At 65.7% G+C, this 12888-nt stretch carries 12 protein-coding genes and 1 pseudogene; 9 read left to right on the top strand and 4 right to left on the bottom strand.

What is annotated here, in order from left to right:
* Positions 1-5: 5 nt before the first annotated feature.
* The 5 genes and pseudogenes from ACOOHP_RS00735 to ACOOHP_RS00715 all read left to right on the top strand — a co-directional run bounded on the left by ACOOHP_RS00735 (position 6) and on the right by ACOOHP_RS00715 (position 4745).
* Positions 6-563, top strand: coding sequence for a DsbA family protein (locus tag ACOOHP_RS00735; protein WP_420464551.1), 558 nt, complete (start codon positions 6-8; stop codon positions 561-563).
* Between the two features lie 131 nt (positions 564-694).
* A pseudogene (locus ACOOHP_RS00730) lies at positions 695-1366 on the top strand (type 1 glutamine amidotransferase domain-containing protein); the annotation flags it as partial.
* Between the two features lie 108 nt (positions 1367-1474).
* On the top strand, positions 1475-1912 hold the full coding sequence (locus tag ACOOHP_RS00725; protein WP_420466922.1) for a Dps family protein: 438 nt from the start codon (positions 1475-1477) through the stop codon (positions 1910-1912).
* A gap of 17 nt (positions 1913-1929) precedes the next feature.
* Positions 1930-4602 carry an excinuclease ABC subunit A gene (locus ACOOHP_RS00720; protein WP_420464550.1) on the top strand — a complete coding sequence of 891 codons (2673 nt, stop codon included), beginning with the start codon at positions 1930-1932 and terminating at the stop codon, positions 4600-4602.
* A 5-nt stretch (positions 4603-4607) separates the two neighbouring features.
* Positions 4608-4745: a hypothetical protein gene (locus ACOOHP_RS00715; RefSeq protein WP_420464549.1), complete on the top strand. Its 138-nt coding sequence runs from the start codon at positions 4608-4610 to the stop codon at positions 4743-4745.
* A gap of 124 nt (positions 4746-4869) precedes the next feature.
* Here the strand turns inward: ACOOHP_RS00715 and ACOOHP_RS00710 are convergent, their stop codons facing one another.
* The gene (locus ACOOHP_RS00710; protein WP_420464548.1) at positions 4870-5499 is read right to left on the bottom strand and encodes a hypothetical protein; all 630 of its coding nucleotides are present in this window, start codon (positions 5497-5499) and stop codon (positions 4870-4872) included.
* Between the two features lie 373 nt (positions 5500-5872).
* Positions 5873-6628, bottom strand: a complete 756-nt coding sequence (locus ACOOHP_RS00705) for an SDR family NAD(P)-dependent oxidoreductase (RefSeq protein WP_420464547.1) — start codon at positions 6626-6628, stop codon at positions 5873-5875.
* A 290-nt stretch (positions 6629-6918) separates the two neighbouring features.
* On the opposite strand from ACOOHP_RS00705, the gene ahcY reads away from it, so the two are divergent.
* The 4 genes from ahcY (at position 6919) to ACOOHP_RS00685 (ending at position 11033) form a co-directional block, all read left to right on the top strand.
* Positions 6919-8373, top strand: coding sequence for an adenosylhomocysteinase (gene ahcY / locus ACOOHP_RS00700; protein WP_420464546.1), 1455 nt, complete (start codon positions 6919-6921; stop codon positions 8371-8373).
* Between the two features lie 35 nt (positions 8374-8408).
* Complete coding sequence (locus tag ACOOHP_RS00695; RefSeq protein ID WP_420464545.1) at positions 8409-8780, top strand: four helix bundle protein; 372 nt, start codon at positions 8409-8411, stop codon at positions 8778-8780.
* A 2-nt stretch (positions 8781-8782) separates the two neighbouring features.
* Positions 8783-9652 (top strand): methylenetetrahydrofolate reductase [NAD(P)H], encoded by an 870-nt coding sequence (gene metF / locus ACOOHP_RS00690; protein WP_420464544.1) that lies wholly within the window; start codon positions 8783-8785, stop codon positions 9650-9652.
* Positions 9653-9830: 178 nt separating this feature from the next.
* Complete coding sequence (locus ACOOHP_RS00685; protein WP_420464543.1) at positions 9831-11033, top strand: vWA domain-containing protein; 1203 nt, start codon at positions 9831-9833, stop codon at positions 11031-11033.
* Between the two features lie 7 nt (positions 11034-11040).
* Here ACOOHP_RS00685 and ACOOHP_RS00680 read toward each other — a convergent pair whose 3' ends face one another.
* Both ACOOHP_RS00680 and ACOOHP_RS00675 read right to left on the bottom strand, forming a co-directional pair.
* The gene (locus ACOOHP_RS00680; protein ID WP_420464542.1) at positions 11041-11781 is read right to left on the bottom strand and encodes an SDR family NAD(P)-dependent oxidoreductase; all 741 of its coding nucleotides are present in this window, start codon (positions 11779-11781) and stop codon (positions 11041-11043) included.
* Positions 11781-12764: an NAD(P)H-quinone oxidoreductase gene (locus ACOOHP_RS00675; protein ID WP_420464541.1), complete on the bottom strand. Its 984-nt coding sequence runs from the start codon at positions 12762-12764 to the stop codon at positions 11781-11783. Before ACOOHP_RS00675 ends, ACOOHP_RS00680 begins: the two co-directional genes overlap by 1 nt.
* Positions 12765-12888: the final 124 nt, after the last annotated feature.

Raw genomic sequence — 12888 nt, 5'->3', positions numbered from 1 at the left:
GGCAAATGCGAACACTACCCACACCCCGGCTCACCCTGCCGGTCACTGAGCGCGATCACATCCGGGGGCCGGCGACGGCGCTCGTGACCCTGGTGGAATACGGCGACTACGAGTGCCCCTATTGCGGTATGGCGCACCCGGTCGTAGAGGCGCTTCGGCGGGCGCTCGGGAATCGCCTGCGGGTTGTCTTTCGCCACTTTCCGCTGGCGCAGATGCACCCCCACGCCCAGGACGCCGCCGAGGCAGCCGAGGCCGCCGCCGCGCAGGACAAGTTCTGGGAAATGCACGACACGCTATACACGCACCAGCACGCCCTCGACGAGGCGCACCTCGTCAGGTATGCCATCGCGCTCGGCGTTGATCCCATGCGGGTCCGCCGGGCTCTGGCCGAGGACCTCTACCTTGACCGCGTGCGCGAGGATTTCATCAGCGGTGCCCGCAGTGGCGTGAACGGCACGCCGACCTTTTTCATCCAGGGAATCCGTTACGACGGACGTCCCGAGTTCGAGCCGCTGATGGGAGCACTGGAAGCCGCGGCCGAGCAGAACGTGCGCGGGGTCTAGAGATTGAACGCTACGGCAAAACGGCAGCCGGGTTCAGGCGTTCGGCGCAGCAAGATGCGAATGAGTCAGCTCGTGGGGTGGCGGCATGCGGCCCTTTCAAGCTGGGTTTTCAGACATGAAGGAGCATTGCCATGAGGATTCTCATTGTTCTCACATCTCATGACCAACTCGGCGACACAGGAAAGAAAACGGGTTTCTGGCTGGAAGAGTTCGCTGCTCCCTATTACGTGCTGAAGGATGCTGGCGCAACGATCACGCTCGCCTCGCCGAAGGGCGGCCAGCCGCCGCTCGATCCAAAAAGCGATCTACCCGAAAACCAGACCGAATCAACGACGCGCTTCCGCACAGACACCGCTGCTCGGGCTCAACTGGCCAACACGAAAAAGCTGGCCGACGTGTCTGCGGACGATTTCGACGCCGTCTTCTATCCCGGCGGACATGGCCCGATGTGGGACATGCCCGACAACGCAATGTCCATCGCGCTGATTGAAGCCTTCGTGAAGGCCGACAAGCTCGTCGCTGCGGTGTGTCACGCATCGGCGGCGTTGGTCAACGCGCGTGGAGAGGACGGCGCGTATCTGGTCAAAGGCAAACGCGTGACCGGGTTCTCGAATGCAGAAGAAGACGCGGTGGGCTTGACCGCGGTCGTGCCGTTCCTGCTGGAAGACCGGCTGAAGGAACGGGGTGGCATCTACAGCAAGGCTGCCAACTGGGCTCCCTACGTCCAAGTGGACGGCAAGCTGGTGACCGGCCAGAACCCGGCCGCTTCGGGACCCGCAGCGGGAGCGTTGCTGAAGCTGCTGGCCAAGCGAGATTCAGAAAAGAGCAGCGAACTCGTGCAGCGTAGGAAAGCGCCGCTGATCACTCCAACGGACCTTGGAGCGGCAGCATCGAAGGACATCGCCGGCGCCATGAACGCCATCCTGGCCGATGTATTCGCGCTTTATCTGAAGACGAAGAACTTCCACTGGCATATGAGCGGTCCGCATTTTCGCGACTACCATCTGCTGCTCGACGAGCATGCGGACCAGCTCTATTCGATGACCGATCCCGTTGCCGAGCGCATCCGGAAAGTCGGCGGTACGACCTTGCGGTCGATCGGGCACATCGGACGGCTCCAGCGGATCCAGGACAACGATGCCGACTTCGTTGAACCACTCGATATGCTGGCCGAGCTGCGAGACGACAACCTGACTCTTGCGGCGCGTTTGCGGGCAGTGCACGAAGTCTGCGATGAGCACCGCGACATCGCCACCGCGAGCCTGATCGAGAACTGGATCGACGAGACCGAGAAGCGGAGCTGGTTCTTGTTCGAGACCAGCCGTCGTGGACTGTCGAACGGCCAGTGAAATCGCAGGAGGGTGCAGTGTCCATCGTGAAGGGCACCGACGACGCCAGTGACCGGTTCGTAAGGGTTCGCGGCGCACGCGAGCACAACCTGCGCGATGTGGACGTGGACATCCCGCGCGAGGCGCTCGTCGTCTTCTCCGGGGTTTCGGGTTCGGGCAAATCCTCGCTGGCCTTCTCGACGATCTACGCGGAAGCCCAACGCCGCTACTTCGACTCGGTATCGCCCTACGCGCGCCGCCTGATCCACCAGGTCGGTGTTCCCGACGTCGATTCGATCACGGGCCTTCCGCCCGCGGTCGCCCTGCAACAGCAGCGGGGCACGCCGAGCGTGCGCTCGTCGGTGGGCAGCGTGACCACGCTGTCGAGCCTCATCCGCATGCTGTATTCACGCGCCGGGACGTACCCGCCGCACCAGCCGATGCTGTATGCGGAGGACTTCTCGCCCAACACGCCCCAGGGCGCGTGCCCGGTGTGCCACGGCCTGGGCCACGTCTACGAGACGAGCGAGGCGCTGCTGGTGCCGGACCCGTCGCGCTCGATCGCAGACGGCGCGGTCGCCGCGTGGCCGCCGGGATGGCACGGCGGGAATCTGCGCGACATCCTCACCTCGCGCGGCGTGGACATCGAGATTCCCTGGCATCGCCTGCCGAAGGAAACCCGCGACTGGATCCTGTACACCGACGAGCAGCCGACCGTGCCGGTGTGGGCCGGGTTCACGCTCGCCGAGGTGCGTACCGCGCGCCGCCAGAAAATGGAGCCCAGCTACCAGGGCACGTTCACCGGCGCACGTGCGTACGTGCTGCACACCTTTGCGACCACGCAGAGCGCGCTGATGAAGCGGCGCGTCGCGCGCTTCCTGCGTGGCACGCGCTGCGTGTCCTGCGAGGGCAAGCGTCTCAAGCCCGAGGCGCTTTCGGTGCGCTTCGCGGGTCTCGACATCGGGGACCTGAGCCAGCGCTCGCTGCACGAGATCGCAACCTTGCTCGCGCCCGCGGCCGAGGGCCGCTTCGACGACGCCGCGCAAGGCCGTCGCTCCCAAGTCGATCGCGCCGCCACTCGCCGGGATCGCGACGATCGAGTGGCCGCCGGGCACGCCGGCCACACGAAGGCTTTCGATTCGAATCGCACGCCCGCCTTGTCCGAGGAAAAGCGGGTCGCGGCGCAGCGCATCGCACGCAATGTCGTGGACCGCATCGCGGTGCTCGAACGCCTCGGGCTCGGGTATCTTTCGATGGACCGCGCCACGCCCAGCCTTTCCGCCGGAGAACTGCAGCGCCTGCGACTGGCCACGCAGATCCAGTCACAACTCTTCGGCGTCGTCTACGTGCTCGACGAGCCGTCCGCGGGCCTGCACCCCGCCGACGGCGAGGCGCTGATCGAAGCGCTGCAGCAGTTGCGCGGACGGGGCAACTCCGTCTTCGTGGTGGAGCACGACCTCGACACGATGCGGCGCGCCGACTGGATCGTCGATGTCGGCCCCGGCGCCGGCGAGAACGGCGGCCGCGTGCTGTACAGCGGGCCGCCCGAAGGACTGCGGGCCGTTGCCGACTCGCAGACCGCGCGCGTGCTCTTCGATGTGCAACCGGACGTGGCAGGTGGGCGGCGCCGCGCGACCCATCACCTCGGACTGCATGGTGTGTCCCGCCACAACCTGCACGATGTCGACGTGCAGTTTCCGCTCGGCGTCTTCACGGTGGTCACCGGCCTGTCGGGGTCCGGCAAGTCGCGCCTGGTGAGCCGGGCGCTGGTGGACCTGGTGCGCGATCATCTGGGTCACGAAGACGTGGCGGCGGACGCGGAGACGGGAGCTGATTCTGGCGAGGGCCCCGCCATGGCGGCGCAGCGCACGCGCGGGCGACTGGACGGCGATATCGACCGCATCCGCCGACTCGTCGTGGTGGACCAGAAGCCGATCGGACGCACCCCGCGATCGAACCTCGCGACCTACACCGGCCTGCTCGACCCGGTGCGCCGCCTGTTCGCGGCCACACCGGCGGCGCGCGCAAGGCGCTTCGACGCCGGGCGATTCTCGTTCAACGTCGGCAAGGGACGCTGTGCGACCTGCGAGGGCGAAGGCTTCGTGAGCGTCGAGATGATGTTCATGCCCTCCGTCTTCGCGCCGTGCCCCACCTGCAAGGGCGCGCGCTACAACGAGGCCACGCTGTCGGTGCGCTGGAAGGATCGCTCCATCGCCGACGTGTTGCGTCTGACCGTGGATGAGGCGCTATCGGTGTTCTCCGACCAGCCGGTCGTGCGCAAGCCGCTGGCGCTGCTGCGCGATCTGGGACTGGGCTATCTGCGCCTCGGGCAGCCCGCGACGGAGTTCTCCGGCGGCGAGGCCCAGCGCATCAAGCTCGCCACCGAGCTGCAGCGCGCGCAGCGCGGCGACACGCTCTACGTGCTCGACGAACCCACCACTGGCCTGCATCCGGTGGATGCCGATCGGCTGTTCGCGCAGCTCGATGGGCTGGTCGAGAGCGGCAACACCGTCGTCGTCGTCGAGCACGACCTGCGCGTGATCGCGCGCGCCGACTGGGTCATCGATGTCGGGCCGGGGGCCGGTGAGGCGGGCGGCACCATCGTCGCGACGGGGACCCCCGAGCAGCTTGCGCAGTCGGACGACAGCCACACCGCGGCCTACCTTCGGCGTCATCTCGAACATCGAGCGAGCGCTTGTGCCGGAACCTGACCTGCATGGCCTCGACGTTGTCGGTGATCGGGCTGCAGGAGTGGCTGCAGCGCAACCCCGATTTTTCCGTACCGGCTGACGCGCGGGTCCCGGTGATCGGCGGCACGGTGGCCAAGATCCTGGAGCTGCCGCTGGTGTGGTAGTTCACCTGCCACGGCGAGCGGCGAACGATTTAGAGCCATTGCGCTGCGGCTCGCGGCTCCGCCCAGGACAGGCGACGCCGCTTGGATGCACGCAACGGGGAGGTGCGGAATGCGCCGCCGCCCGCTAGCGAAACTCGCGCATCGCCTTGACCAGATTCCAGGCCAGTTGTGGCAGCGGCTTAGCCGCTACAATCCGCAATGCGCCGGGGATCACGGTCACCCCGGCGACGGCCGGCACGAACAGAATCGCCCAGGCATTACCCCCTTCGTAATAGCTGCAGACGATGGGCAACTGGCTGCGGTTTTCTCGGGAGACCCGCTCCTGCTCAGCGTGCGGGAAGTGCTTGAACGGCGACTCGCCCTTGATGTTGGAGGCGCCGCCGCTGACGATGCCCTGCCAAATCTGCTTGGCGCGGATTGAACCTGGATCCTCCGCGTTGTGCGCGGTCCCGACGTGGGCCAGTTTTTGCTGGCCCGCTTCGTTGTAGGTGAAGGCGTAGCAACCGCTGAACGGGCCGGTCATGACGTTGCCGTTCAAGGCGCAAGTGGTGACTTCGCCAGCGTTGTATTTGAGGAAGGTGAAACTCCACGGGGTTCCACCCGCCGCCGGGTTGCGCGGGTCGTTGCCAATCATCACGTTGGCAGCAGTGGTCTGACCGGTGATCGGCGCCAGCGGCCCGTTACCCAGATTGGCTTGGCCCGGATCGACGCGGTACCGGATACATTGGCCGATGAAGTTCGTGGGATTTGGCATGGTGAAGTCCTCGCTGTGAATGTCCCAAAAGAGCAGTCGGCTTGACTGTCATTCAGGGCTTCGAGTCTATCCACGCTGTTGCAGCACGGCGTCCGCAAATCGCGTACAAGTGCCAAAGGGGTCACACCGAATACGCAAAATACGATGGTGTCATGCGATTCGCCGTGGGTCGTCTCGAAGTTCCGTCGCGCATGACCCGCTCCAGCGCTGCCCGCCGCTGGCGACAGCGCCCCATACCGCAGGAGCGCGAAATTTCGGCTCGCATATCCTTCCATCTCACTGCTCGCTGAAGTGACGCGCCCGTCGGCATCAACCCATCAAGTTCGCGCCGCCGCCATGCTGGCGACGCGGCGGCGCGATTCCGGTGTTCCGATCAGATGCCCTGTCCGCCCGACACCTCGATCCGCTGGGCATTGATCCAACGATTGTCCTCCGACAGCAGGCTCGCGATCATCGGCCCGATGTCATCGGGCAAACCGACGCGGCCCAGCGCGGTCATGCCGGCGAAGATCTGGTTGACCTCGGGGTCGTCGCGCACCACGCCGCCACCGAAATCGGTCTCGATGGCTCCAGGCGCGACGGTGTTGACCGCAATCCCGCGGGAACCCAGCTCCTTGGCCATGTAGACGCTGAGCAATTCGACCGCGGCCTTCGCGCAGGCATAGGCGGCGTAACCGGGATACGACACCCGGGTCAGTCCAGACGACAGGTTCACGATGCGACCGCCGTCCGCGATCAGCGGCAGCAGCGTCTGGGTGAGAAAGTAGACGCCCTTGAAGTGGACGTTGATCAAGCCGTCGAACTGCGCTTCGGTCGTGCTCTCGATCAGCGCGTAATCGCCATGGCCGGCGTTGTTCACCAGATGGTCGAAGGTGTCACGCTGCCAGGTCTGCTGCAGCGCCTTGCGCAAGCGCTCGGCGAAGGGCTTGAAGTCGGCGATCTTGCCGGCGTCGAGCTGAAAGGCGACCGCTTTGCGACCCATGGCCTTGATTTCGGCAACGGCGGACTCGGCCTCCTCGCTGCGCTGCTGGTACGTCAGGATGACATCGCCGCCGCGGCGGGCAATGCTCAGGGCGGTATTGCGGCCGAGACCGCGGCTGGCACCGGTGACGATGGCGATCTTGGCCATGTTCGAACTCCTCTGGTTGGGACCCCATGATGCGGGCCCAGGACCGGCAAGCCCTTGCCGAAACCTCGACGTCTTTTGCCTATTCCTGCAGGGACGCCGGACGCTGCGGTCTGCCAAGGGCGCGCCGCGCGGAGATGGCGCGAAGCTCTCGACGGCGATGCAGTGAAGACGCAGCCAAAAGCAGGTTTGCGCCGCCGATGTGCCCTTATCCTCTTATCCGCATAAGCGGATATACTCGTGGCTCGCGCCCGCTGCCGGCGCTTCTTTTCGACCGCGACCGAGAAATTCCCATGAACGCCGTCCTCAAACCGCAAACCTTTACCGACTACAAAGTCCGCGACCTGTCGCTGGCCGAATTCGGGCGCAAGCGCGTGCGCATGGCCGAGGAGGAAATGCCCGGCCTGATGAGCATTCGCGCCAAGTACGCGCCGTCCAAGCCGCTGAAGAACGTGCGCCTGACCGGTTCCCTGCACATGACCAAGGAAACCGCGGTGCTGCTGGAGACGATGGTCGCGCTGGGGGCCAGCGTGCGCTGGGCCTCGTGCAATATCTTTTCCACCCAGGACGACGCCGCCGCCGCGGTGGCCGCCGCCGGCACGCCGGTGTTCGCCTGGAAAGGCGAGACGCTGGAGGAGTACTGGGACTGCACCCTGGATGCGGTCACCCACACCCTGGCCGACGGCACCCTCAGCGGTCCCGAGATCGTGATCGACGATGGCGGCGACGTGACCCTGCTGATCCACAAGGGTTACGAACTGGAACAGGGCGACACCTGGGTCAACACGCCGTCTGACAATCATGAGGTCAAGGTCATCAAAGACCTGCTCAAGAAAGTCGCCAAAGAGCGCCCCGGCTTCTGGACCCGCGTGGTGGCCGGGTGGCGCGGGGTGGCGGAAGAAACCACCACCGGCGTGCACCGCCTGTACCAGATGTTCGAGCAGGGCAAGCTGCTGGTGCCGGCCATCAACGTCAACGACTCGGTCACCAAATCCAAGTTCGACAACCTCTACGGCTGTCGCGAATCGCTGGCCGACGGCATCAAGCGTGCCACCGACCTGATGATCGCCGGCAAGGTCGCGTTCGTGGCCGGCTACGGCGATGTGGGCAAGGGCTCCTCGCACAGCCTGCGCGGCCTGGGCGCCCGCGTGGTTGTCTCCGAGGTCGACCCCATCAACGCCCTGCAGGCGGCGATGGAAGGCTTCGAGGTCAAGCGCATCGAAGACGCGCTGCCGTTCGCCGACATCTATGTCAGCGCCACCGGCAATCGCGACATCATCACGCTCGAACACATGCGCGCGATGAAGAACAACGCGCTGGTCTGCAACATCGGCCACTTCGACAACGAGATCCAGATGGATCGCCTCAACGCGCTGGTCACCGCCGGTAAGGCCGAGCGCGACCAGATCAAGCCGCAGGTGGATCGCTACACGTTCAAGGACACGGGCAGGAGCATCTACATCCTGGCCGAGGGCCGCCTGATCAACCTCGGCTGTGCGCACGGTCACCCGGCGTTCGTGATGTCCAACAGCTTCTCCAACCAGACCCTTGCCGCGCTGGACCTGTGGAAGAACAAGGACACTTATGAGAAGACCGTGTACCGCCTGCCCAAGAAGCTGGATGAGGAAGTCGCCGCGCTGCATCTGGAGCAGATCGGCGTGAAGCTGACCACGCTCACTGCCGAGCAGGCCGAGTACCTCGGCGTGCCGGTGGAAGGGCCGTACAAGCCGGATCATTACCGCTACTGAGCCGGCTGGGAGACGAGAGCGGGGAGACGGGAGACGTGGGCCGCGGCCACCATCAGCTGGACGTTTGGCACGACGCGATTTCTTTGGTCGAGGCGATTTACCGTTTCTCCGCTCGATTCCCGCCCGATGAAAGATTTGGCCTGACGGCTCAGTTGCGTCGCGCCGCGGTCAGCGTGCCGTCGAATATCGCGGAAGGCGCGGCGCGCACCTCGCGGCGCAAGGAGTACCTGCACTTTCTAAGCATTGCGCGGGGATCGGTGTCGGAAGTCGAGACCCAGCTCATCATTGCAGTCCGACTCGGCCTCGCACCGGCCGATGAAGCGCTCGATGATCACGTCCAGAGAGTGTTTGCGCGCCTCAACGCCCTGATCAAAAAATTGTCGCTTTCGGATCCGAGCCAGGTCTAACAATGCCGTCTCCCGTCTCCCGTCTCCCGTCTCCCGTCTGCTCCCTCGAACTGTTCCCCCCCCGCACCCCCGCGGGCTGGGACAAGCTGCCGGCGTTGCTGGGCGAACTGGCCACGCTTCGGCCCTCGTTCTTCAGCGTCACCTACGGCGCCGGCGGTTCGGACCAGAACGGCACCTACGACACGCTGATGAAAGTCGTGGATCAGACCGGCATCGAGGCCGCGCCACACCTCACCTGCGTTGGCTCCACGCGGGCGCGGATCGCGGCGCTGCTGACGCAATACCGCGAGGCGGGTGTGCGCCGCATCGTCGCCCTGCGCGGCGATCTGCCGGCAACGTCAATGGGCTCCGACGCGCCCGGCGCCTTTCGATATGCCAACGAACTGGTCGCATTTGTCCGCGAGCAGCACGGCGATCACTTCCGGATCGAGGTGGCGGCCTATCCGGAAATGCATCCGCAGGCGGCCAGTCCGGAGGCGGATTTCGAGGCGTTCAGACGCAAGGCCGAGGCCGGCGCAGACGCGGCGATCACGCAGTACTTTTTCAACGCCGACGCCTATTTCGATTTCGTCGATCGCTGCGTGCGCGCGAACCTGACTCTTCCCGTCGTGCCGGGCATCATGCCGATCACCAACCACGCCCAGCTCACGCGCTTTTCCGCGGCCTGCGGGGCGGAGATTCCGCGCTGGATCCGCCTGCGTCTGGAACAGCTCAAGGACGACAAGGCGGCGCTGCTGGACTTCGGCACCGAGACGGTGACCCGACTGTGCGAATCCCTGCGCGCGGGCGGCGCACCCGGCCTGCACATCTACACCTTGAATCAGAGCGAGCCGACCCGACGCCTGTGGCGGAATCTGGGTCTGACGCCCTGAACCGGCTGGCGCCCGCCGGCCTCAGGGGCAGCGCGGCATCGAGCTTGCCGAATCCGTAGGGTTTCGCACCACCGTCCGGGTGCGCGAACCACGCAGCACCGACAGGTACGGCGGTGCGCTGAGCGTGGACGAGCCGGCGGCGCGGGTAGAATCAAGGGGCAATCGACGGAGTTTGCCCATGCTGTTCACCTTTTTTCTCACCGTCCGCGAAGCCGGGGTCAAGACCTCGCTGTCGGAATTCCTGATGCTGCTCGAAGCCTTGAGCAAGCATGTCGCGGTGTTCTCGCTGGACGATTTCTATCACCTGGCGCGCACCACCCTGGTCAAGGACGAGTCTCAGTATGATCGTTTCGACCGCGCCTTCGCGGCCTACTTCAAGGGCATCGAGGCGGTTACCGGCGAGCTGTTCGGGTCCATTCCGGAAGAATGGCTGCGCAAGCAGGCCGACAAGCTGCTCACCGACGAGGAAAAGGAAAAGATCAAGGCGCTCGGCGGGCTCGACGAATTGATGGAGACCCTCAAGAAACGGCTTGAAGAGCAGAAAGAACGCCATCAGGGCGGCAACAAGTGGATCGGTACCGGCGGCACCAGCCCCTTCGGCCACGGCGGCTACAACCCCGAAGGCGTGCGCATCGGCGGTGCGGGCGGCAACAAGAAGGCGGTGAAGATCTGGGAGAAGCGCGAATTCCGCAATCTCGACGACACCATCGAACTGGGCACCCGCAACATCAAGATCGCGCTGCGCCGGCTGCGCAAGTTCGCACGCGAGGGCGCGCAGGATCAGCTCGACATCGACGACACCATCGCCAGCACCGCCCGCAATGCGGGCTGGCTGGACCTGAAGATGGTGGCCGAGAAGCGCAACACGGTGAAGGTGCTGCTGTTCCTCGATGTCGGCGGCTCCATGGATCCGCACGTCAAGGTTTGCGAAGAGCTGTTCAGCGCCTGCAAGACCGAGTTCAAGCACCTCGAGTATTTCTACTTCCACAACTTCCTCTACGAAAGCGTGTGGAAGGACAACCTGCGCCGCAACAACGAGCGCATCCCGCTGTTCGACGTGCTGCACAAGTACACGCCCGACTACAAGGTGATCTTCGTCGGCGATGCGTCCATGAGCCCCTACGAGATCCTGCAGCCCGGCGGCAGCATCGAGCACTGGAACGAGGAGGCGGGCGCGGTGTGGTTCAAGCGCCTGCTCAACGTCTTCCCGCGCACCATCTGGCTCAATCCGGACCACGAGGACCGCTGGGAGTATTCGCCCAGCGTACGCATCGTGCAGGAACTGGTCGGCGCGGACCGCATGTTCCCGATGACCCTGGAAGGCCTGGATCACGCCATGCGCCGCCTGTCGCACTCGGGTTCGGCGCTGGCGCTGGCCTGAGGTCGCGCTACACCGACAAGCTCATCCCGCCATCCACCACCAGCATCTGGCCGACGATGTAGGACGCCAGCGGCGAGGCCAGGAACAGCGCGGCGCCGGCCATGTCGTCGGCGCTGCCGAAACGGCCGGCAGGGATGGCGGCCAGCGCGGCATCGCGACGCTTGGGGTTTTCCATGGTCACGGCGGTCATCTTGGTTTCGACGAAGCCCGGCGCAATGCCGTTGACGCGGACGCCTTCACGGATCAGGCCCTCGCCGAGGCTGCGCACCAGACCCAGCACGCCTGACTTGGTGGCGCTGTAGCCGGGGTTGCCGAAAGCCGAACGAAACGAGGCCAGCGAACCCAGCACGATCATCGAGCCCTGGCTGGCCGCCAGCAACGGCCGGAACTTCATGGCGCAGGCCATGACGCTGTTGAGGTTGACCTCGATCACCTTGCGAAAGCCGTCCATCTCGAACTCGCCGCGGCGGTACAACACCGTGCCCTGCGCCTGCACCAGCACGTCCAGCGTCGCGGGGGCCGGCGCGGTCTCCACCGCCCCCGGCTGCGCCAGGTTCACCTGCGTGTAGGACAGGCCCTCCAGATTCGAGCCCTCCTCGCCGGCGTAGTCCGCGGCGCTGGCGCGTGTGCCCCAGACCTGTACGTCGGCACCGGCGGCGCGGAACGCCTGGGCGATGCCGTTGCCGATGCCGCTGGAGCCGCCCACCACCAGCACCGAACGCTGTCGGAAATCGAAAACCGTTTTCATCAATGCTCCACGTTCAACACAATCTTGCCGATATGCGTGCTGCTTTCCATCAACCGGTGGGCGTCGGATGCGTGTTCCAGCGCGAACTGGCGATGGATGACCGGGCGGATCGCGCCCGACTCGATGAGTGGCCAGATGCGCGCCCGCAACTGGCGGGCGATGTCGGCCTTGAAGGCCGCGCTTCGCGGTCGCAGCGTCGAGCCGGTCAGGTGCAGGCGCCGCACCAGTACCTCGCCGAGCGGAATCTCGGCCTGAGCGCCGCCGAGCAGGGCTATCAACACCAAGCGCCCGTCGTTGGCCAGGCAGCTCAGCTCGCGCGGCACGTAAGGGCCCGCGACCATGTCCAGAATCACGTCCACGCCGCGGCCTTCGGTCAGTTGCTTGACCACTGCGGCGAAGTCCTCGCGCCGGTAGTCGATGCCGCGCTCGGCGCCCAGCGCCTCGCAGGCGCGTGTCTTGTCGGCGCTGCCGGCGGTGGCGAACACGCGATGACCGAGCGCGCGCGCCATCTGGATTGCGGTGACGCCGATGCCGCTGCTGCCGCCCTGCACCAGCAGGGTTTCGCCGGCTGCGAGTTGCCCGCGGTCGAACACGTTGCTCCACACGGTGAAGCAGGTCTCCGGCAACGACGCCGCCTCCACCGCGCTCAGCCCGGCAGGAACCGGCAGGCACTGGCCGATGGGGGCGGCGCAGAACTGCGCGTAGCCGCCGCCGTTGACCAGCGCACACACGGTGTCGCCGACGGCGAAGCCGGAGTCGCCTACGTCACCACCGACGATCTCGCCGGCCACCTCCAGACCGGGCAGGTCCGAGGCGTCGGGCGGCGGCGGGTAACGGCCGGCGCGCTGCAGTACGTCGGGTCGGTTGACGCCCGCGGCAGTCACGCGGATCAGCACCTCGCCGGGTCGCGGATCCGGCTGCGGTCGCTCGCAAAGCCGCAGGACCTCGGGGCCGCCGGGATGGATGATCTCGATTGCTTTCATGGCTGCATCGTCTGAAGTGAGCGCCGGTTTGGACCAAACCCCGAGCCTAAGTCATTCGACGTATACAGGCGCAGCGTCGGGCGTGGGACAAGCAGTTTGCAGGTGCGGCGGCGGCGGAATGAGC

The organism is Panacagrimonas sp., assembly GCF_965216805.1.
GTDB lineage: Bacteria > Pseudomonadota > Gammaproteobacteria > Nevskiales > Nevskiaceae > Panacagrimonas.
Note: the sequence above shows the minus strand (reverse complement) of the source record. Positions and strands in the feature narration are given on the sequence as shown.